The sequence below is a fragment of the Fictibacillus sp. EA-CB0309 genome (genome assembly GCF_055814265.1).
Genome location: NZ_CP169271.1, coordinates 3,187,175 through 3,209,354 on the forward strand (window position 1 = coordinate 3,187,175; position 22,180 = coordinate 3,209,354).

Sequence of the window (22,180 nt, forward strand, 5' to 3'; positions counted from 1 at the left end):
TCACTTTTTCATACGTTTTCTGCAATTCATAATAAGACTGTTTCAGCCGTTCCTGATAAAGAGGTTCGTTCCACTCATCCCATCGATACTTCTTTGTTTTTGAAGTGGAATGATTCCATCTTCTGCGTTTGGAAGAGCGTCAACTGCCTGTTTCCCATTCTCTTTGTACGTGTATGCAGCGATTGCAAAACCATCCGTTTTTTTACTCGCCTCTAATTCTCCTTTCCACATGTCTCCCATTACTTCATGCAGACTAGGATCCTTCACGTTAAATAGAAGCCATGGAATCCGTAGCTCTACGATTCCTTCTTTTTCATTCACACTTACATCTGTAAGAGAATCATAGTTTTTAAGAGCGGGGTTTCCATTTCCGAAATGCAGTTTCCCTGTTTCAAACGACTGAAACGGTATCACTTCCTTCGTACTCGGAATCGTAAGCTCTTTGTTTAAAGCCATTGTGATGTGATGATAGACTCCGTTGTTCTTCTTGCTCGCATAATCTTTGTGTTCAATCATATTTAGCTCATGACCATATAAGTAATAGTTAGTATCGTAATAACTATCAATGAGTATTCTAGATTCCTTCGTATTCACAAGGTTGATCGCAAATTCTGCGCCAGCATCCATTTTGACTGACCCATTTGGTGAGGACAGCTGTCCTTGATCAGAAATCGTATCGATTAAAATGGTTGTATTTAATTTCTCTGAATCTATTGTATTGTCGTAATCAATCCGCATATATACATATCGGTTGTCACTCGTTACATATAAAGACTTTAAATCTTTTTTCATAGATGAGCTTTTTTGATATGGCGCTATGCTTACCCAATCCTCAACCTCACCGTCAACCTTAATTGGAGACTCTGGGTCAAAGGTAAGCAGCCCAAACTGCTGCTCATTCGTTTGAGCGTTTGACCAAAACGGTCGTCTGTCTGGATTGTCGAAGTCCAACGTGTTCCACGTACGTTTAAACCATTCATCCTGCCACGTGAACACCATTCCGCCCGCCATCTTCTCTTCCACGATGTCTTCAAACAGCCTCGAGTCAATCTTACCCTGCTCTTTTTCGGAATGGTGACCTTGGTTCCATCCAAATGCGTTCTCATGCGTGATTCCCCTTGAACTTGGAACCCCAAATTCCGCAACGACGACTGGGATCTCATGTACGCGCCTTAAGTCGTTTAAATACCCTGCGTAGTTGTTTTTCTTTCCGCGATGATCCACATACTCCAGATACTTTTTCTCGTAGTTTAAGAAATCAGGATAATACGGATAGACATGATACGATGCAAAATACCCTGATTTGAAAGATTTCTGTGGCTTAATCGCGTTCGGATCGACTGAGACCATATCTTCTTTTTCAAAAGGTTCAGCAGGATGCTTCAGTGTATCTGTCGTTACCCAGTTCACATGACTGACTGCGTGCTGCCATTTATACGTGTCCGTCTCATAATTCGTCGTATAATTCAGCATCGACGCGAGCCAGCTCTCAAATGGAGAAGCGTTAGCACTTGTAAAATAATCTCCCGAAAAGCTGGGGTTTCCCTGATGTTTCTCGTTGGTTGATACTACAACTTCAGGGTCCCATTCCACACCAAGGATATATCCTAAAACATATTTTGAGATGTCCTTGTTATAATCACCGCCAGCATGCCCTGGTACTTTAGGGATAGAAGCATTTCCGTTAACAATATCCACGACATTCTTGATTTCCTTTTTGAATGTATCGGAAACTTCAAGTGCATAAACATCTTGTTTAGCTTTCAACTGATCCTCATTTACCCACACACCATGAAAAAGGAACAATGGCTTTTTAGCAATTTTGTTGTATTCATAAAACGCCTCATAGAAGCCTGGTGGGTGAATTGTGTATACCCGGATCGTGTTCGCGTTCATCTCACCAATCCGTTTGAACCATCGGAAGTATTCACTCTTAGAGATTGCCGTCTCACCTGGAAAACTTCCCGGTTTGGCAATTCCCATGTTCACCCCTTTTATCAGCATGTTTTCCCATTTTCCGTTCTGCAGAACTTGAAGATAATTCCTTCTGTTCTTGCGTTGATCTTGATTCCGTTCTCTTCTTCAACCTGTACTCTTTGTTTTTGTTTCTCGATATGCTGTTCACTCTGTAAGATCGACTTCATTAAAGGCAAATACACTTTCCAATAGAACGTACTACCCTGGCCGTCATCCAGCGCAAACTTTTGTTTGATCCAACTGATTCCCCATGTTTGATATAACTCTGGAAGTTCGGCTTGATCAGCATAGTCACCAGCGAAATAAGTAGCTCGATATGCGTCGTTCTGATGATGAATGATGGCTGGGAACAAGGTAGGAATCTGGTATTTCTTAAGCTTTTCTTTCCCAGAACCACTTAACTTTAGTTCGTACTTTGCCATGACTTCTTCTTCGGAAAATGGTTTTACAATATCAAACCAATAATGATAAGGAACAGAAACATCTAAACCGTACGTTTTTTCTCCATTCTTCGTAAAGAAGAACGTTGCCCCTTTTTCCTTCATGTCACGATCTTCTAAAACAACCATCTCGCCTTTTTCATGAACAAACAGCATGCCGCCATCTTTAAACGTCCACTTGTCATATCGTTCTTCGTAGTTCTTCTTCACCCATGACGGAACTTCTTTGCCGTTAAGATCTGAGAAATATCTGCCGATCCAGCCGGACCACTCCACGTTTAACAGCTCCGAGATCCCTTCACGAGCTTCTTTTCCTGTCGGGCTTGCGAATGTGTTGAATTCGGCGATCAGGTCTGTTTTCCCTGACATCACAGCACTTCTGATGTTCTCGACTTCTTTACTTGTCAAACCGCCGTCGACACTTGGTTTATTCTCATCGTTGACAAGTTCCACACCATAGCTGTCCGCCACATAAAGGACTTCAGGCATCTCCCCTTATTAAACTGTGGTACTGAGGAGCTAAAATGTTTCGTCTCTTCGTACGCTTTCCCGTTCTTGTTTTGAATTTTCATATGGTTTAACGCCCATACTAACCCGCTATGCTCACGATACGTCTCTTTTTTTACGGTTTTATCCACAATCGCGACGTTCATTTCCTTTTCTTGTTTCATCCACCACACCCAAAACGGAGAAGTAATCAGTGCGATAATGAGAAAAATGAAAAGCAAAAAGAAACGTTTCCTTGATTTATGATGTGTGTTCATTGTGAGATTCCCCGGATATACCTTTTCGCTTCATTTCTCCCCATGACTTCTTACCGCGAATCGCTTGAATCAATCCTTGGCAGCGCCAAACGACGGTTAACGGACGATACCAAAGCGTTTCCGTCAGAGAATAGCCAAACAATTTTACGATGTCCGAGATTTTCGGATATTTCCGCAGACTCCACTCTTCTAGAATCACCGCCCCCATTGAAGAGAGTGAACCGATTAAGACAGACAACAGAAAAAAGAGCAAAGCCATTTCAATATAGATTCCTCCTAGAAAAAAGGAGAGGATGACAAACAGGTAGCCACATAGTTCTACAACAGGGCCAGCGAGTTCAATCAGCCAAAAGTAAGGAAGTGATACCATCCCGATCGAACCGTATTTAGGGTTGAACAGCATTGCCTTGTGAATCCAAAGACTATCAAACAATCCTCTATGCCAGCGGTTTCTTTGTCTGTGCAAATACTTCAGCTCTTCAGGAGCCTCCGTCCAACAGACTGGATCTGGCACATAAACGATCTTTTTATTTTCTTTTTTATCTTTGATCAGCTTCTGAAGACGAACGACAAGCTCCATGTCTTCTCCGACCGTATCACGCTTATAACCGCCTGCTTCAATCACCCATTTTTTCGAAAACACGCCAAAGGCACCAGAGATGATCAAAAGCCAGTTATACCGGCTGAGGCCGATGCGTCCCATCAAGAACGCACGCAAATATTCAATGACCTGCATGATTACAATCGGATTTTTTGACAAACCGATGCTCTCCACTTGCCCCTCATGAATATCGCATCCGTTTGCAATTCGAATGCTTCCGCCAGACGCGATCACCGTCTCATCTGAGTCGATGATCGGTTTCATCACTTTTAGAAAGGCATCACGTTCAAGTACAGAATCACCATCCAACGAACAAAAATACGGATAGTTCGAGACATTAAGACCTGCGTTGAGTGCATCCGCTTTTCCGCCGTTCATCTTATCTACTAGCCATAGATTCGGATAGATCACAGATTGATAGACGCCTTTTATGGAATTCGTGTCCAGCCTTGTCTGAATGACTTTTTAACTTTTTCATCTGAAAGTGTTCAATAACCGTTTCAACCGTTTGATCTTTGGAACCATCGTTTACAACGATCACTTCAAACTCTGGGTAGTTAATGCTTAACAGGGAACGGACACTTCCTTTAATACCGAGTTCTTCGTTATAAGCAGGCACAATAATAGATACGGGTTTCGTGTAGCTCGCATCCATGTAATCTTCATACCGCTCGAATGAGTCGATCTTTTCCTCGCGTTTCAACTGGAAAGCGGCAAGAACAAAAGCAGACCATAAAAAAGAACAACCCCTGACATATAAAACAAAATAAACCAGCCAAAGACCCGAAGCAGTTCGAGCCATAACTGACTAATAACTGTAACCATCATCTATTCCTCTCTCGATCCATTCAGAAGCCATATCACGGGCAAACGGATCGTCACTCGTAAAGCGAATATCATATAATCGTTCAAGTCCATCTGTATAACTTAAAAAAGCTTTTGCGGCTTGTGCACGTACCATCCAAGACGAATCTCGAATAAGGGTATCCAGGACATCAAGACCGTTTACAACACGTGTCTTGCCGATTACTTTCGCTGCCATCAATCGCTCTTCCCACTGATCAGACCGAGCGAAGCGTTTCACCACTTCTGAATCAGACAAGTACCCAACCTCTCCGATTGCCTTCATAGAGCGGATACGGATCTCAAAGCTTTCATCACTCAACTGACTTTCTAAGAACAGAACAAAGTCTAGTTTCTTTTGAATGCCGATCATATCGATGATGGCAAGCTTCAAACGGTCAGGATACAACCGATAATCATCGACAATTCTGATGAACGTCTTTTCGTCCATCCGATTTAGGACGCTTCTGTATTCTAAAACTGACAACGGAACAGATATGGATTGGAACAGCTCAGATAATGCATCATCTTGATTGTTAGACAAACAACGAAAGATAATCAGCTTTTCTTCTTTTGTTGTCTTTTCATCACTTAACATTTGTTTCAGCACTTCCGATAACGCTCTCATCCTAAATCCATCAATTTTGTATAAAACGTTCATTCTGCTGCTCCATTTATTCTGTCGAAGGACAGCTTTATATCGGTCGTGAAAGAGTTCATCTGCTAATTGGGAGATGCGCTCTTTTCCGTCTCCTTCAATTACTGTTGAATATTCTGTTAAAAGACGTTCAATCGCGATATATTTAATCTTTGAATCTGGCACAAGGTGACGAGATTTCTGTTGCTGATATAAATAGGCATAAAGCGTCTGATGGATTTGCTCCATGTAGTTTTTATCTCTTTTTCTTGAGAAATCTCGAATGCCTTTTTGATCACTAAATATAAAAACATACCGGTTAAAGTACTTAATAAAGCGATGGCCATCCAGACTAAGAGCAAAATCTCTTGTGAAAGCATCATTTCACCCTCTGCACTAAAACTTTAACGCGTGCTTCTAGTTCACGGACACTGAAAGGTTTTGTTAAATAATCGTCTGCACCTAGGTTAAGTGCCCGTACGATATCGCCTTCCGCCTTTCGAGCAGTCAGCATTAGAATCGTATATCGGCTGCTGTCTGGATATTGACGCAGCTTTGTAAGAATCTCAATACCATCCATCTTAGGCAAAACGCCATCGAGTATGATCAAGTACTCATCGTTTGTGTGATGCCACTCATCTTCAAAGAATGAAACACCATCTTGATATGCATGTACCTCGAGTTCATACTTATCTACTTCGAGCCCTTTAAAGAAACTCTCTAGCATTTTACGAATCACTTCAGAATCATCGATGACCGCAACTTTAAGTCGGCGTTTTTTCTCAGTTTGTACAATCGCCGTCTCTACTCTCCCTCTACCACTTTCTTTTGCTGCATATAAAGCGTTGTCGGCAGTTCTTACCGCTTCCGATAAAGAAATGGGGCTGCTGACCTCATAAACACCTGCCGAAAACGATACGAGGAAGGAATGTTCTTGATAGGTAAAGACGTTCCGACTCAATTTTTCTAATAATCGACAAGCCGTCTCTTTCGCTTCGTTTAGTTTTGTATAAGGCATAAGGACAAGAAATTCCTCTCCACCGTATCTAACAACCACATCCTGCCCTCGAAGGTTTGACTGTACAAAATCTGCAAATTTCACCAACACGTGATCACCCGCAGTATGACCATATGTATCATTGATTTTCTTAAAAAAATCGATATCGATCATGATGAGCGAAAAGCTTTCTTTGTGCCTCGTATGTTCAGAAGAGATTCTTTGATAAACATCATTTAGAAATTTCCGATTATAAACTTTCGTCAGCTCATCTTTCATAAGAGACTCTTTTACGCTTTTACTTCTTTTCAACTGCCGTTCTATTCTTGCAGCGAACTCATCCCATTCTAATGTCTTTTCCATAAAATCGTCAGCACCAAGTTTATAAGCTTCGATACGTTGAGGTTTATCGTCAGACGAGCTGGTGACGACCACTGGTATTAACTCATGAGCAAGCGTTTCTCTCACTTGTCTGATCAGTTCATCACCACCGAACTCAGTAGAATTACTCACAATCATACAATCGGGATGTAAGTCATAAAACATCGACAGTGCTTTTTCAATCGTCGGTGAAACGACAACCGCCCAGCCGTTGTTCTCTAATTTTTCTTTACTATGAATCAGATAGGGAATGTCTTGATCAACAATTAAAAGAAGAGGCTTATTTTGTTCTGTAAGCGGAGTATATTCATCAGGTACGTTTAAGACCTGACTCGGAGCAAACAACTTCGTAACAGGACTTAAAAAGTGAACAGCTTCATCAGAACTCCAGCTTTTTTGTTCCGCTTCATTTATTTTGTTCATCAATTGAGCAGCTGCGTTCGATATCTCATGAAGAGAGATCGTACCAGCCGTCCCTGTGATCGTATGCAAAAATTGATGAAGCTCCTGGTTTGTTATTATGTTCTGCGCCTGTTTCCATTCATGTATTTGTTGCTTGATCTTTTTTCAAGCATGAACTGATATTTTGATAATTTGGAATCCATATTAAAACTCCCTACAAAGGTGTTAGATGATACTTATTTATAATAATTTTAATTTATGTCGATGACTAGTGATTTCGTACAGATTTTCAAAAAAGTTCCTTTTCTCCCACTATACCTTTACATCAAAGTAACTTTTAAACAAAACCATGTCATATTCATGAATTGTCCTTGTTCTTTTGTCTTACATCACGAGCACTCTTAATATGAATTAGGAAAAAGGGTGGTGTTATCTTAGCAATGTTTCAGTAAAACTAGCGTCTAAATACCTGCATTCCTGGCCTGTTTTAGTAAAAATAGGATGAATTGAAAATTGATAAGACTTTCCTCTTCTTTTCACACGAACGAACCGTTATTCTTAAGAAAGAGAATACTGGGGATGGGGTTGAAAATCATGATAACGGAAAAAGATATACGACCTTTTAGAAAAAGAACTCGTTGTGGCGCTCGGATGTACAGAGCCAGTTGCGATCGCACTTGCTTCAGCAACAGCTAAACAATACGTTGGTGGTGAAGTAACTGGGATCTCAGTTAAAGCGAGCGGAAATGTCATCAAGAATGCTTTATCTGTTGGGATTCCCGGCATGAATCATACAGGCATTGATTTCACAGCCGCTCTCGGTGTGATTGCCGGTGATCCTGCTAAAAAACTTCAAGTGCTTGAAGGCGTGATGAAGAAAGACGAAGATCTTGCTATAGCGCTCGTTCAGGGCGGTATAGTGTCAGTTTCAACAGCTACAGGAACTGAAAAATTATATATAGAAGTTGAACTGAAGTCACAGTCCGATCAAGCTGTTGTAATCATATCAGGCGATCATACGAATGTAAGCTACATTTCTCATAACGAGAAGGTATTGGTTGATGAATCTAAACAAAGTCCATCTTCATCACCAGCAAAAGATCCTTTTCCGGAGCTATCCATTGAAGATCTTTATTCCTTTATTACTGACGTTCCTCTGCACCGACTGGATCTTGTTAAAAGAAGTGTGGAGTTGAACTCTGCAATCTGTGAAGAAGGCCTCTCCAATGACTATGGATTAAAAGTTGGAAAAACACTGTACGACCAAACAAAGAAGGGTATTCTCTCCGACGATCTTGCCACTTATAGCATGGCGCTATCAGCTGCTGGTTCTGATGCGAGAATGGCCGGTTCTACTATGCCTGTAATGGCGAACTCCGGCAGTGGAAATCAAGGGATTGCCGTTACGATGCCCGTCGTGGCAGCCGCTGAAAAATTAGGTGCGACAGAGGAAAAAATGTTGCGCGCGGTGACGTTAAGTCATCTTCTATCGATTTACATGAAGTCAAAATTCGGACGATTGTCCGCGCTTTGCGGTGTGACCGTTGCGGGTGCAAGTGCATCGGCTGCTATCACTTACTTGCTTGATGACGATTTAGATAAAATGAAAGCCGCGATACAAAACACGTTAGGCAACGTGAGCGGAATGGTGTGTGACGGAGCGAAAGCTGGTTGCGCTATGAAGGTGGCGACGTGTTCGAGTGCTGCCGTACAATCAGCAATTCTTGCGTCAAACGGATTATGTATACCATCCACGAACGGATTTATTGAAGAAGATGTGGAACAGACGATTGAAAACTTCTGCCGACTGGGGCATGAAACTTCGAGTACCACCGATTCTGTGCTGTTAGATATGATGGTGAATAAACAGCGTAACGTATAAATATGGTGGAAAATGCTCGTCCATTAAGCTAATCACGGACAAAAAAGAGCTGATCAACGCGATCAGCTCTTTTTCATTTTATTCAGTTGCTAACTTATTAGACGATAGTTGCTCATCCTGATTGCCTTGCTCTTCAGAATCAACCGGCTTTTCTTTTACAATGCGGCTCTTCCCTACCGATAGCGCCACAATAATTCCAATTGCGATAAAGATCAGCCCTGTTAAGAACACGCTTGAGAAAGATGTTGACCACACGTCTTTGATCGTTTCAATCACAGGTGTCTTCACTTCAGCCGGTAATGGCAGTAGATCTGGGTTGATTAAGATCCCGAACATCGCATCTGTCTTTTTCCCGATCTCTTGGAGTGCTTTCCCGAGAATTGGATTAGATGCGCTGCTTGCAGCTTCACTAATTTTATCTGTAAGTGAGTGGTTCATCACTGCGTTTAAGATTGTAATTCCTATCGTACCTCCGATTGAACGGAAGAACGTTGATGCTGATGTTACTTCGCCAAGTTGAGATTTTGGGAACTCGTTTTGCACCGCAATCATCAATGTTGGCATAACAAGCCCCATACCGAATCCTAGAACAACCATGTACGCGTATGCTGTATACTCATTCGAATCCACACCCATTGTGCTCATAAGGAAGAATCCAACGGCCGTAATCACCATACCTGTTGTAAGTACCGTTCTGAACGTAAGTTTTAACAATAAGCGTCCTCCGATAATACTGGCTGTGATGAGCGCGATCATCATCGGCGTCATGGTTGATCCTGCTTTTGTCGGGCTTACTCCTAAGATTCCTTGCATGTACATCGGTACGAACATGATCGCACCAAACATCCCTAAACCAAGTAAAAATCCTAAAATATTTGTCGTTGCAAACACTCTATTTTTAAAGAGTGAAAGATTTAGAATCGGTTCAACTGCTCGTTTCTCAATAAAAATAAACAATGCTAAAAGAACGATAAATCCGCCAAATAATAGGTAGCTTGTTGTTGATTGCCATTCGAATTTATCTCCGCCAAACGTAAGGCCTAAAAGCAGCAATACAACGGCTGGAATTAAAGTGAAAATACCAAAATAATCAATATTCACTTTTCCTTTTGCTGCTCTGATCGTTTCGTTCTTCATTCCGATTACAATCATAGCTGTAGAAATAATTCCAAATGGGACATTGATTAGGAAAATCCAGTGCCAGCTGATGTGGTCAACCATAAGTCCACCGATAAAAGGACCAATTACAGAACTTAATCCGTAGATCGCACCGAACACTCCTTGCCACTTCGCACGCTGTTCAGCTGTAAAAATGTCACCTATGATCGTTTGTGATAGAGGCATGATCATTCCTCCACCAATCCCTTGAAGGCCGCGATAAATAATAAGTTCTTCCATTGTATTTGCCGTTCCACAAAGTGCTGAACCTAAAATAAAAATGAAGTTACCAAGTAAATAAAGTTTTCTTCGTCCGTAAAGGTCAGAAAGTTTCCCTACGATTGGAACGACGGTTGTAGATGTAATCAAGTATGCAGTCGTCACCCAAGCAAAAATAGAAAATCCGTTCAAATCAGCAATAATCGTCGGCATCGCAGTACCAACAATGGTTTGTTCTAGTGCACTAAAGAACATCCCGATGATCAGACCCGCTAATATGAGTTTTGTGTTTAACGGTTTTTGTGTTGTTTCCATATATACTCTCCTTATAAAAGCTGAACGTTAAAGACTTTTGCGATTCGTTCACGCTCTTTTTCAATTCGTTTAATTCCTCGTAAATTGGCGAGCATGCCTTGAATGAGCATCTTTTGCGGCTGCTCTTTTTTATTTCTTGCGCGATGAAATCAAGAACTTGAATATAATCATTTCTCAAATTTTCGGGGATAGATTCTTGATGTAGTAAATCCTTCATATTATTAAGTATTTCTTTCACTTCTTCTTCAATGACTTCTTTTTCTGTCCAAGGCTTTAACTTTCGGTCCATGACTCCTTTATTAATGATGGGAGCTCTTTTCGTTTGTTGAATCCCCGTAATGACATCGTCAAACCTTTCCATCAGATAAGAAGCAAAATTCTCCAGATCAACAGGCTCTTCAATGAACATAAATGCACGGATAAAAGACTGCTTCATCCCTTCACAGATTGTGATGATATCTGCTAAATATGGCTTAATCTCCCCGCCATAAATTTGTATAAAGTGGTTCTCATACCACTTTGACATCTCAAAAAATTCTTGCGGATAAAAAGCTGAATGCCTTTTATAACGGATGCATTTTGCTCACGAAAATGCATTTGCATAAACGGTTTGTGTGCCATATGATTTTCAAGCTGCACTTTCAACTGCATTTCCATACGTTCTCTGGGGGATAGATTTTCACTTACTTGCTGCATGCCAGAACGCATTTTCTCACTATAATAATCAAAAATCTCTATGATCAACTCATCTTTAGATGGAAAATACGTATAAAATCCACCTTTTGAGATGTTAAGTGCCGTTGCAATTTCTTGTACGGTTGTTGCATGAAAACCTTTTTCTGCAAATATCTCAATGGCTTTCTCTATGATTTCAACTCGTTTATCTTTTTCAACAGTCTTCTCACCCCTCTGACCAACCAGTCATTCATAACATACGCTAGTATACTTTGTTTATGACCAGTCAGTCAAACAAAATATTTATACGTTCACCATTTGGAATATGTGCTAAAATTATCCATATATAGAAATTGACTTAGAGGAGTTCACATGACGTGGAACATATACAGATAATTGGTGATGGAAGTACAGCCCAGGTAGTCGCCCTTTCTCCTGAGAAAGTGGCCAAAGTCTTTATAACCACGTATCAGATGGTGCTATTGAGGATGAATTCTTGGTCAGTAAAATAATTAGCGACTCAGGACTTCCGGTACCAAGTGTCTTTAAAAGTGAACAAATTGCAGAAAAAAGAGCGCTTATTTACGAAAGAATAAATGGCTCTACAATGACGAGTTTATTAAGCAGTCAACCCTGGCATGCATTACGTCAAATGAGACGAATGGCAAAACTTCAAGGAAACGTTCATGAAAAAAGCTTAGTGCCCTTCCCTCTCAACGAGACGTTTTATTGAGTAAGATCTCTTCGGTAAATGAACTGAATAACGACGATAAACGCAAAATCTACGAATGCCTAGAAAAGCTGCCAGATGGTGAATCATTATGTCACGGTGATTTTCATCCAGACAATATCCTGCTTTCTAAAAACGGTCCTATCATAATCGACTGGGCTGACGCTACAAAAGGAAATAGAATAGCTGACTTAGCCCGCACTCTGCTCATCTTATGTTATGGCGGTTTATCAGAGGATACGGCTTCTCTAAAATTTAGAACGACTCTGTATGTGCGCAAAATTTTAGCCAAGTCCTATAAAAATAGCTATAATAGACATTACGCTTTTTCAACGGATTCGTTGCGAAAGTGGATGCTGCCCATTGCTGCAGCGAGGTTGAGTGAAAAGCTTCCACAACACGAAAAAAGCAGATAGTATACCTTGTTCAAACTTACTTAAAGGATGAAGCTTTTGAAAAATAAATATTTGCTTATGCTACTTGTGTTATTAATAACCGGCTGTACCGATCCATCTCCCTTACGATCAAATATAGAGGTACAAATCAATCAAACATTCGGAACAAAGTTTGGGTTGATTGACCAGGTGATCATAAAAGATCTTAAGAAAAAGAAACCGTAACCGTTTTGAATCCTGAACTTTTTCGAACAGCTTAGGAAAAATGAAAAAGATTGATACACACTCTCTAAAACCTGATTATTCGTTTTTCCTTAAGACCTCAAAAGAATCTGAGAAATACAGCAGAGAACAAACAGAGGCAACACTGCTTTATAATGCTGAAAAAGAAATAATCTGTACTGAAAATAAAAAAGTCTGTTATGAAACTTCTGAGTCGCTAAGAACGTTTTTAGAAGACAATAATATTAAGTAAAGGAGAATTACATATGATATATGAAATGACTGTTCAAGTTCGTGTTTCGAATATGAATGAAGGACAGAGATTTTATGAAACGCTGCTGAACCGGGCACCCGACTTCAATCCCCATGATGGATTTGCAGAGTGGGAGCTGCTACCTAACTGCTGGCTGCAAGTTGCGGAAGGTACTCCAACAGAAGGAAATGGTCCGATTCGCTTAGGTGTTGTGGACCTTGATGGTGAACGAACACGTTTGATCGAAAATTTGAATATTGAACACTTTGAGATTTTTGAACGTGAGGAAGTCCCTGTCAGATGGGCTACTTTTTCCGATCCTTGGGGAAACCGCTTAGGATTGTTTGAATACAAAGATGAAGAAGCTGCGAATGAAAAGCTTCAACAGGCAGTAAGGAGATAAATATGAGAGTCATCATTTCATCAGTAATAGCAGTACTTTGTGGAGCATTATTCTTTTTTGCCATTCCAGGTGGAAACCCATTAGAACTTAGAACTCAGAGTGTGTTATTCGGACTATTTTTTGGTGTTATTACAGCACTTCCGTTTTTTCTTTTTTGCACACTTCCCGTTGCATTTATTATTGAATCGTCCAAAGATAAAATGAGATTAAAATTCAGATTCCACTTACTTTTATATATTGCACTCAGTGTTGTTTTTCTTCTGATCTATCGTTTCACCATTTTCTATTGGGCAAAGTTTGAAGGACTCAATACGTTTGCTGTATTTGGATACGGAATCACTTGCTCAATCGGCTTTTGTTTGAGTTATGCCTTGCTTAAACCAAGAAAAAGAAGAGAGCCTAAAGAGCCTAAAGAACCGACTGACCCGGCAGGCACTAGAAGATATAGAAGTAAGAGTACGGTATAACAAAAAAAGCTTGAGCCACTTGCTCAAGCTTTTTACCATTCTGCAATTTTTACTTTGTGCCACGTTGCTTCCCAATTCTTGTTTTTTACGCGTTCTCGATATTTGTTTCTTCTTTCCTCTGTTTTTGTATACATGTCAGTTGGTCTCACTTCCATATGTAAAACATCCTCAAGTCCACATGGTGCTGCTAAAGTCACTTCATCCTTGTCACCCAGTGTAACCCCAAGAGCCGTCACGGTTTCAGGAAACTTAGAGATCGCATCAACTGTTGAAAGATACGGTTCAAAATCTTCATTTACAAGATGCATTCTTGCTTCATTTTTAACCGACCATGGTAATCCTGGCATCTCTCTATGAAGCATGTCTTCATAAACTTTTTCATTCTCATTCTGTAAGTTATTACGATCAAAATATACGACATCAATATCTCCTAATGATGTCCTTTCTTCAAAACCATGCAGCGTGTCCCAAATCTTTGATCGAACAAACCCTGCACATATCCACCAGTCCGGTAGTTCTAGTGTTTTGGCAGCTCGTAAAACACTCATCATCCAGTCATCTTTTTCAATCAAATCGATTATGTATTGTTGTTGATCCAACGGTTCATCCACTCTTTCCTGCTCATTTATATAAGAATACTACAATTACCAATTCATGTTAATTCCACACACATTATTGATAAAAAAATTGACAAAATGGAGCACAGCATAATATGATAATAGTAACTTCATAACTCCTAAAGGGAGTAGCTTTTACAATATGGTCGTCATTTCGGAGCTTCGTGCTCTCGGCTATATTGGCAACTTTACTGTTGTTAGCAAGACCTTTACCGTTCGGTTGGTAAAGGTCTCTTTTTATGTAGACCTTTGCCTGCTATAGGTAAAGGTCTTTTTATATTTTCTAAACAAAAATCATCAACAATTAAGGAGGAAATAACATGGATCTATCTATCTTGTTAGAGTATGGTTGGATTTTATTGGTGTTGATCGCATTAGAAGGTTTATTAGCTGCAGACAATGCACTCGTATTAGCGATCATGGTAAAGCACTTACCAGAAGAACAACGAAAGAAAGCTTTATTTTACGGTTTAGTTGGTGCTTTCTTTTCCGTTTTGCATCGCTCTTTGCCATTTCATTCTTGGTCAATGTGTGGCAAGTTCAAGCGATCGGAGCTGTGTACCTTCTGTTTATCGCGCTTAACCATATCTTTAGAAAAGTTATCGTTAAAAAGGCAGATGAAACTAAGGAAAAACTAAAATCTGAAAAGAAAAAATCTGGATTCTGGACTACAGTATTAAAAGTCGAGCTAGCCGATATCGCGTTTGCGGTTGATTCTATATTAGCGGCTGTAGCATTGGCAGTGGCACTTCCTGATACAGGACTTCCTAACATCGGTGGATTAGATGGCGGAAAGTTCCTAGTCATCTTCGCTGGAGGGTTAATCGGACTTATCATCATGCGATTTGCTGCTAACTTTTTTGTTAAACTCCTACACTCCAAGCCTGGTCTTGAGATTGCAGCCTTTCTTATCGTGGGCTGGGTAGGTGTAAAATTAGCTGTTTATACGCTTGCACATCCAGACTTAGCTATCCTTTCTGAAGGTTTTGCAAAATCACCTGAATGGAAAATCACCTTTTATGTTGTACTGATCTTGATTGCAGCGGGTGGCTGGTTCTTCTCAAAAGAAAAAGCACCACAATCTCAAGCTGAATAACTACAGAAAAAAGAGGAGCCTATACTGCCTCCTCTTTCTTGTTTAACGTTTTCGAACAGAATCTCCTTCAATCAGGCTTACGTTGATTCGTTCGTGTTCGTTTTTTTGCTTTTTGATCAGATTCAGAAGCAGCTCTGACGCGAGCGCTCCCCATTTATGCTTGGAATAGTTAATCGTTGCCAGTCTCGGCTGGATATATTGAGACACCTCAATGTTATCGAAGCCGATAATGTGAACGTCTTCGCCAACGCGTAAGTTCGTTCGGCTGAAGTAGTTATACATGCCAATCGCCATCTCATCATTCAGGCAGAACACGCCTACAGGTTCTGAAAATTCTTGGTGAATTTTATTCGCGGCCTCTTCACCAGAATGTTTGTTAAAATCACCGTCGATTTCAATGTACTCAATATGTGAATAGCGTTGAACCGCTTTTTGTACGGCCTCCAGACGCTGCATCGCATCAAACGAAATATCCGGTCCTTTCACGACATAGATCTTTTGGTGACCTTTTTCCGCCAGATAATCAATGGCAAGCGTTGCACCAGCTTTGTTATCGAGCAGTACTTGCGAGATGTTCGGATGATCCATTCTTCGGTCCATCACCACAAGCTTATGACCGCGTTCGGCATGACTTAACAGTTCTTCTGTTTTGTATGTTGCATCTAATATGATCGCTCCGTCGATCATACGTTCAGGAAGAAAACGGTGCGACTCTTTTCCGCTGCACACGATAAGCTCATAACCGTTCTCGCTTAACGTTTCCATCATTCCTTGAAGCAGCTGCCCATAAAAAGCACCACTGTAATCCGTTAAATAAATGCCAATGATTTTTGTTTCTCTTTTTTCAATGAACGAGCAGCAGCACTCGGAATATAATTCAGTTCTTTAGCAATGGCTAAAATACGCGATGATGTTTCCTTTGTTACTTTCGGACTTCCGTTCAAGGCATAGGAGACCGTGGAAATGGAAACACCCGCTTTTTTTGCAATGTCTTTTATACTTACCAACGAAATTCTCTCCTATCTCTCTTGTTGCAAACGTTATCTTTATTATACCGAATGGTTATGAATAAATCTCAACGGTATTCACATCTGCTGACAATTTTTTTACAAGTTCAGAACGGTTCACAACAACTCCGCCATCACGGTAAAGGTTCTGGTACACTTCAACTTCCACTTCATGTCCATTTACTAGAAGTTTCTTTGAACCTTCACCACGAGCATGGAACACAAACGTTACAGGTTTTTCATCCAGTGTATACTGCATCTCTAATCCGTTCATGTCTTCTGATAAAACAGGATCGATGATAAGATGTTCACCTTGAGGACGAATTCCTAAACAGTTTGAGATCAACTGATTGAAGTAGATTCCAGGTCCTGATGAATAGATGCGCCAGCCGCCTTTTACTTTTGCATTTCCGTGTTTCAGCTCACCAAAACGATCTTGCGCTTCATAGCGTGTTTTGAAATCACCGTCAGAACTCGAGAAGTATGCATTGCTTTGACGACGCTCCGCATTTGGAACTTTTTCTTGAATCATCACTGGATTGATCTTCTCAAGTCCGCTCCAAACTTCTTCAGACTTTCCGAGTTTCGCCATCGCTTCAACAAAACGAATATGCGCGTGTACGTATTGAAGGCCAATCTCGCGCCCAAAGTTGGATGCCTGTTCTGCACGTTTAAAGTGCGTACTTACACCTCCTCTGTAATGAGCAGGTTTGTCCATCAATCTAACACCATCCGGACAATAAAACTTATCCATGATCAGATCCAAATGCGCTTCAGCCTGCTCTGGTGTTAACAGCTCCGCGATCATACTTCGTGTCATTGGAAGCAGACGGTAGTTGATACCTGTTGTGTTGTCACTCGGATGAAGCATCAGTTTCGGCTCATCCGCATTCTCCATATAAACGAACCCAGGAATTACATCCGTGCTCAGCATGTACTTCTGATAATCAGATTTGATGTTCTCAGCTAAAGAGCTTAGATCTGCCGCTTGATCTTCGTCCACCTTTTTTAGTAGTCCCGAGAACTGTGTCATGACCTGATACGTTAATGCAACCGTCCAAGAGCTCACCATAAATTTCTTGAGCTGCGGATTAGCTGGCTGCAGCGTGTCATCCCAGTCTCCATCACCATAAGAAGAAAGGTGTGTATCGTGCAAGAAGTTTGCTTTCATATAGTCGATCTGCTTCTGGATATGCTCTAGCAATGTTGCTTTTTTCTCTGTAAAACCAAAATTTCTGTTTGTTGTATATGGTACTTCTTCATTTAAAATGTCAAAATCGTTTGTTGCTGCGAGATAGTCAGTTACAGCTTTTAGCGGCCAGACAATGATGTCGCCATGTGATTCTTCTTGTTGAATCTTAAAATACTGATCAAACATAAACCATTGCGGCCAATTGCCTGTCTCTTCGTATTGATGAGAATAAACGGTAAGCAGAATGTCTTTCACCGCATCATAATGCTGTGTTGCTAAGAAATATTCAGCCGGCCCCTGACAAACATCACGAGTTCCCCATGCCGCTCCGCCATATTGCTCCAAACCATGCGGAACGGAATAGTGAATCAGCATGTTGTGCGTGTACCAATGCGCTAACGCGTTCATTTTCTGAAGATCACGCGTTTCTTCTCCGTCTTTTGTTAAACGGAAATCACGGTTCGTATGACGAATAAATTCACGATAACGCTCAATTTCTGTTTCTGCATTTCTTTCTGTAAAAGGTAGTTCTTTTCCGTCGATCAGACCTTGAACCGTTAATGTCCATTCCGTTGTTGGAGCTAAATCACAAACAACAAGCGAGGCTGAACCAGAATCAATATTTTCGCCAAAAATCGTTTCGTCTGTGACAAACATCTCAGCACCCGTGATTTTTCATGCGGTAGCTTAAGTTTTCGTATGTTTTTGAGCTGTCTGATGATTTATCTGCAAAGAACGTAAGAACGTTATCCTCATTTTCCATTTTAAATGGCACTTCATATTCTTGGTTGTTCATCGATACTTGATTGGTTACGATAAAACGATATTGTTTTCCGCTTACGGCTCTGACTTGAAGCTCTACTTCTGGCGTGTCAACTGTTGTGAAGTTAGTAATGATAAACATTTCATCTTCTGTTTTATAAAACCAGCGTGTGTAGTTAAAGCCCATCTCAAAAAGCGAAGGCATCGTTAATAGCTGCAGCTTCCCACCGAGCTCAACATAGATCCGCTGGCCAGACGTTTTCATTACATTCAGAGCGTTACGAGCGTTTGTAAGCATCTTATGAAACGATGTGTTTCCGACAACTAGTTGTGAATTGAAGATTCCGTACATATACGATGTGGTTGTAATCGTTTCTTCTTTTAACTTCACGTTGTTCCCCGTTACGAGAATGTGTCCGTGCGGTCTCTCTACGATTCTTTCTTTTTCTTTCAGTACGATATGCTCGTATGTTGGAGTGAAGAAAGAGAGAAGTGTGTCCCCTTCGTACTCTTCTAAGATTCGATCTGGGAACAGAATCTCCAGTTCTTCTAAAGAAAGGTCTGTTGTTTTTAACGTTCCATCAAACGCATCATTATGCTTTACTTTCTCAAGCTTCGTAGTTTCCTTGTTTGTATGTTTCTGAACTTTTTCCAAGCTTCTTCAATTTCAGCGCCGAATTCTAATGATGTAACTGCTTCTGGATGATCTTCTTTCATACATCCGTAAAATACAAATTGCTGTTTTCCATCTAGTTCAACGACTTCCGATTGAAGAGCAATGTATGCGAACTCATATTGATACACGTCGTTTGGTAGATTTTCCTGATAAAGAGCCTCCGGAATATCCGTTTCTTTATAAGATGTTCCAAAAAACTGAAATCCATCTGTCGCATACCCTGAAGCTTTTGTAAGAGAACCTTGTTGCAGATAAGGAAAAGCTTTTCCGTTCGGCTGGTTTTGACGCGAACATACTACAAACCCTAGTGCATCATCTTCAAAGACTCTATGATCTACATATTGCGCGATGAACGCCTCATTCGTTCGAACAGCCCCTCTATGTGCGAGACCGACGTCCTGACCGTAGATGATATCTGCTTTAACGTCCGACCCGTTCAGTTCTACATTCCAAAACCAAATGCCACTTTCACTTAGTGTAAACGCAACTTTATACGAAACGTCTTGAAACGTTCCTTCCCAAAACACTCCGTTGTCATTATGAGAAACCGTGCTTTCTGATTTTGAACCTAAAAGAGGCGTTACTGAAATCCCATCCTCTTTAAATAGCCGTAAATATAGATTGTTTAATGACCCATCGATGGGGTTGCTCATCCATTGATTGATCATCGTATCGTTATGCGAAGCTTCGAAAATATCACCACTGCTTAAAAAGTAAATGTATAGTCACCAGCTTTGATATCAAAATTCCCTTTTGTCATGGTTGTCATCGTTTACCCCTCAATTCTGTATCGTAAGTTCAAATGCTGCACTCTGCACGTCACGGCTGTTACCACCGACAAAGACCTCAAACTCTCCTTCATCGCTTACAAACGATAAGTCTGCGTGATGATAGCGAAGTTGTTCTTCATTTAACGTGAACTCCACCGTCTTTGTTTCTCCAGGAGCTATTCTGACTTTCTTAAAGTCTTTTAATTCTTTTAAAGGACGAACCACTTCACCCACTACATCGCGTACATAAAGCTGTATCACTTCATCACCAGTTACTTCACCTTTATTTGTTACAGAAACGGATATAGTGATAAGTTCATTCGGCGTCATCACAGTCGATGACAGTTTCAAGTCGCTATACTCAAATTTTGTATACGACAGACCATATCCAAACGGATAAAGAGGCGTATTTGGAATGTCTAGATATTGAGACACATAACGGACCTGCGCGTCAGGTGCACCTTTTGGCCGTCCCGTGTTGAAATGGTTGTAGTAAACAGGCACTTGTCCGACTGTATAAGGAAACGACATCGTCAGTTTGCCAGAAGGATTTTGATCGCCAAAAAGCAAGTCAGCTACAGCCTTTCCGCCTTCTGTTCCCGGATACCATGCTTCTAAAATTGCATCCACTTGTCCTTCGATGCCAGTTAGATCGAGCGGTCTCCCGTTGAAAAGAACAACAACAACAGGTTTTCCGAGTTGTTTCACTTTAGATAAAAGCTCTAACTGGGCGCTAGGTAGTCGAATATCTGCGCGACATCCTGCTTCACCGCTCATGTCAGAATCCTCTCCAAGAGCTAGCACAATCACATCTGCATCTTTTCCTTTTAAGAGTGCTTCATCAAATAGTTTCTCTGAGCCAGTTTCTACGTTACTGCCCTTTGCAGTCACTAGATTTCCAGGTAGGAGTTTGGCAGACATTCCTGTGTGCAGCGTAACTGCTTCTTCTTTTGAACCTAGCCAAGACCACGGTCCTAAAATGTCTCCGCTCTCAGCAAACGGTCCGATCAACGCGATCTTGTCTTCTTTATTTAAAGGTAAAATTCCATCATTTTTTAAAAGTACACTAGATTTCACGGCCAGGTCATATGCCACTTTTCGATGAGATTCTGAGAGCACAATTTCTTTTTCGCGCTCTACATCTGCACCGCGGTAAGGGTTTTCAAAAAGACCTAGCTTTTCTTTAAGTTCTAAAATTCGAGCCACTGCTTCATCGATCGTACTCACTTCTACTTTTCCTTCGTTGACAAGCGTTTCTAAGTGGTGAGCGTAACAGGATGTCATCATTTCAATATCAACACCTGCGTTGATGGCGTTTTCTGCCGCATCTTTTTCATCTCGTGCAATACCGTGTGGGATCTGTTCTTTTACAGCACCCCAATCTGAGATCAAAACGCCATTAAAGTCCATCTCGTCTCGAAGAAGGTTCCGCATCAATCTTTTGTTGCCGGTAGCAGGTATGCCGTCCACGGTATTAAAAGCAGTCATCACCATTTCACAGCCCTCATCTAGCGCAGCTTTGTATGCGGGAAGGTAGTATTCACGAAGCTGACGCTCTGACATATCAACCGTATTGTAGTCGCGTCCAGCTTCTGCTGCCCCGTATGCTGCAAAATGTTTTACACAAGCTGCCACACGATCTGTTTCCTTTGTAAGGTCTTTTCCTTGAAAACCTCTGACAAACGCTCGACCAAACTGGCTATTTAAGTACGGGTCTTCTCCTGTACTTTCCATCACTCTTCCCCAGCGCGGGTCGCGAACAAGGTCAACCATGGGTGCAAACGTAACATGTACTCCTGAAACCGATGCTTCTTTCGCTGCGATTTCTGCACTTTTTTCTGCACCTTCTAAATCCCATGAACAGCCGATCGCTAAAGGAACCGGGAAGATGGTCTTGAATCCATGAACAATATCAGCCATCATCAATAAAGGAATTCCTAGCCTGTTCTCTTTTAAATGCTCTTCTTGTATGCTTCTCACTTCCGCTGCACCAGATGCTCCTAGAACAGATCCACTATTGATTACATCCTCTTTTTTTAAACCGAGCTCTGCCATTGGACCTGTAATCTGTCCTCCGTTAACGGCTCCTTTATAAAATGGTGTTGCTAGCTGAATCAGCTGAGAGATCTTTTCTTGGAGTGTCATGTTTTCTAGTAATGATGCGATTCTGTTATGGTTCATTTCACCCGCTCCTTTTTGCTGTATTTAAAGAATCTTGAAAGTAGTTAATTTCCGTTCCAAATGCTCGCTTTCCGCGGGGCAGGCGGTGAGCCACATTCGTAACGTTTCACTTTTAAGT

At 41.0% G+C, this 22,180-nt stretch carries 18 protein-coding genes and 3 pseudogenes; 7 read left to right on the forward strand and 14 right to left on the reverse strand.

The genetic code is table 11. The features are described 5' to 3' along the window. Positions 1–42: 42 nt before the first annotated feature. From ACEWFH_RS17875 to ACEWFH_RS17895, 5 genes and pseudogenes are all read right to left on the reverse strand, one after another. The gene (locus ACEWFH_RS17875; protein WP_473725088.1) at positions 43–1,983 is read right to left on the reverse strand and encodes a hypothetical protein; all 1,941 of its coding nucleotides are present in this window, start codon (positions 1,981–1,983) and stop codon (positions 43–45) included. Between the two features lie 14 nt (positions 1,984–1,997). After that, positions 1,998–2,906, reverse strand: a complete 909-nt coding sequence (locus ACEWFH_RS17880; RefSeq protein ID WP_473725089.1) for a hypothetical protein — start codon at positions 2,904–2,906, stop codon at positions 1,998–2,000. A 258-nt stretch (positions 2,907–3,164) separates the two neighbouring features. Then, a pseudogene (locus ACEWFH_RS17885) lies at positions 3,165–4,607 on the reverse strand (glycosyltransferase family 2 protein). Beyond that, entirely contained in the window at positions 4,591–5,511 is a 921-nt protein-coding gene (locus ACEWFH_RS17890; protein WP_473725090.1) for a HEAT repeat domain-containing protein, read from the reverse strand. Before ACEWFH_RS17890 ends, ACEWFH_RS17885 begins: the two are co-directional and overlap by 17 nt. 130 nt (positions 5,512–5,641) lie before the next feature. Continuing rightward, a complete protein-coding gene (locus tag ACEWFH_RS17895; protein ID WP_473725091.1) occupies positions 5,642–7,132 on the reverse strand; it encodes a GGDEF domain-containing response regulator in 1,491 nt (496 codons plus the stop codon). Positions 7,133–7,682: 550 nt separating this feature from the next. Here ACEWFH_RS17895 and ACEWFH_RS17900 point away from each other — a divergent pair. Next, the gene (locus ACEWFH_RS17900; RefSeq protein ID WP_473725092.1) at positions 7,683–8,924 is read left to right on the forward strand and encodes an L-cysteine desulfidase family protein; all 1,242 of its coding nucleotides are present in this window, start codon (positions 7,683–7,685) and stop codon (positions 8,922–8,924) included. Between the two features lie 78 nt (positions 8,925–9,002). Here the strand turns inward: ACEWFH_RS17900 and ACEWFH_RS17905 are convergent, their stop codons facing one another. Genes ACEWFH_RS17905 through ACEWFH_RS17915 form a run of 3 tightly spaced genes read right to left on the reverse strand, consistent with a single transcriptional unit; the run spans position 9,003 to position 11,537 of the window. Continuing rightward, positions 9,003–10,616, reverse strand: coding sequence for an MDR family MFS transporter (locus tag ACEWFH_RS17905; RefSeq protein ID WP_473725093.1), 1,614 nt, complete (start codon positions 10,614–10,616; stop codon positions 9,003–9,005). After that, positions 10,546–11,142: a hypothetical protein gene (locus ACEWFH_RS17910; protein WP_473725094.1), complete on the reverse strand. Its 597-nt coding sequence runs from the start codon at positions 11,140–11,142 to the stop codon at positions 10,546–10,548. The genes ACEWFH_RS17905 and ACEWFH_RS17910 overlap by 71 nt, the downstream gene beginning before the upstream one ends. Next, a complete protein-coding gene (locus tag ACEWFH_RS17915; protein WP_473727345.1) occupies positions 11,079–11,537 on the reverse strand; it encodes a TetR/AcrR family transcriptional regulator in 459 nt (152 codons plus the stop codon). The genes ACEWFH_RS17910 and ACEWFH_RS17915 overlap by 64 nt, the downstream gene beginning before the upstream one ends. A 483-nt stretch (positions 11,538–12,020) precedes the next feature. On the opposite strand from ACEWFH_RS17915, the gene ACEWFH_RS17920 reads away from it, so the two are divergent. Genes ACEWFH_RS17920 through ACEWFH_RS17940 form a run of 5 tightly spaced genes read left to right on the forward strand, consistent with a single transcriptional unit; the run spans position 12,021 to position 13,761 of the window. Beyond that, on the forward strand, positions 12,021–12,437 hold the full coding sequence (locus ACEWFH_RS17920; protein ID WP_473725096.1) for an aminoglycoside phosphotransferase family protein: 417 nt from the start codon (positions 12,021–12,023) through the stop codon (positions 12,435–12,437). 36 nt (positions 12,438–12,473) lie between these two features. Beyond that, entirely contained in the window at positions 12,474–12,641 is a 168-nt protein-coding gene (locus ACEWFH_RS17925) for a hypothetical protein (RefSeq protein ID WP_473725097.1), read from the forward strand. 40 nt (positions 12,642–12,681) lie between these two features. Beyond that, the gene (locus ACEWFH_RS17930; protein ID WP_473725098.1) at positions 12,682–12,891 is read left to right on the forward strand and encodes a hypothetical protein; all 210 of its coding nucleotides are present in this window, start codon (positions 12,682–12,684) and stop codon (positions 12,889–12,891) included. A 13-nt stretch (positions 12,892–12,904) separates the two neighbouring features. After that, positions 12,905–13,294: a VOC family protein gene (locus ACEWFH_RS17935; RefSeq protein WP_473725099.1), complete on the forward strand. Its 390-nt coding sequence runs from the start codon at positions 12,905–12,907 to the stop codon at positions 13,292–13,294. A 2-nt stretch (positions 13,295–13,296) separates the two neighbouring features. Beyond that, positions 13,297–13,761 carry a hypothetical protein gene (locus ACEWFH_RS17940; protein ID WP_473725100.1) on the forward strand — a complete coding sequence of 155 codons (465 nt, stop codon included), beginning with the start codon at positions 13,297–13,299 and terminating at the stop codon, positions 13,759–13,761. Positions 13,762–13,793: 32 nt separating this feature from the next. On the opposite strand, the gene ACEWFH_RS17945 is transcribed toward ACEWFH_RS17940, so the two are convergent. Further along, a complete protein-coding gene (locus ACEWFH_RS17945; protein WP_473727346.1) occupies positions 13,794–14,312 on the reverse strand; it encodes a nucleotidyltransferase family protein in 519 nt (172 codons plus the stop codon). A gap of 386 nt (positions 14,313–14,698) precedes the next feature. Here ACEWFH_RS17945 and ACEWFH_RS17950 point away from each other — a divergent pair. Next, a pseudogene (locus tag ACEWFH_RS17950) lies at positions 14,699–15,474 on the forward strand (TerC family protein). 42 nt (positions 15,475–15,516) lie between these two features. Here ACEWFH_RS17950 and ACEWFH_RS17955 read toward each other — a convergent pair. The 5 genes and pseudogenes from ACEWFH_RS17955 to bglX all read right to left on the reverse strand — a co-directional run bounded on the left by ACEWFH_RS17955 (position 15,517) and on the right by bglX (position 22,062). Then, a pseudogene (locus ACEWFH_RS17955) lies at positions 15,517–16,481 on the reverse strand (LacI family DNA-binding transcriptional regulator). A gap of 55 nt (positions 16,482–16,536) precedes the next feature. Further along, on the reverse strand, positions 16,537–18,330 hold the full coding sequence (locus ACEWFH_RS17960) for a GH36-type glycosyl hydrolase domain-containing protein (protein WP_473725101.1): 1,794 nt from the start codon (positions 18,328–18,330) through the stop codon (positions 16,537–16,539). A 1-nt stretch (position 18,331) separates the two neighbouring features. Continuing rightward, positions 18,332–19,090 (reverse strand): hypothetical protein, encoded by a 759-nt coding sequence (locus tag ACEWFH_RS17965; protein WP_473725102.1) that lies wholly within the window; start codon positions 19,088–19,090, stop codon positions 18,332–18,334. Continuing rightward, positions 19,036–19,779 carry a hypothetical protein gene (locus tag ACEWFH_RS17970; RefSeq protein WP_473725103.1) on the reverse strand — a complete coding sequence of 248 codons (744 nt, stop codon included), beginning with the start codon at positions 19,777–19,779 and terminating at the stop codon, positions 19,036–19,038. Before ACEWFH_RS17970 ends, ACEWFH_RS17965 begins: the two co-directional genes overlap by 55 nt. A 111-nt stretch (positions 19,780–19,890) precedes the next feature. Then, complete coding sequence (gene bglX / locus ACEWFH_RS17975; RefSeq protein ID WP_473725104.1) at positions 19,891–22,062, reverse strand: beta-glucosidase BglX; 2,172 nt, start codon at positions 22,060–22,062, stop codon at positions 19,891–19,893. Positions 22,063–22,180 lie beyond the last annotated feature (118 nt).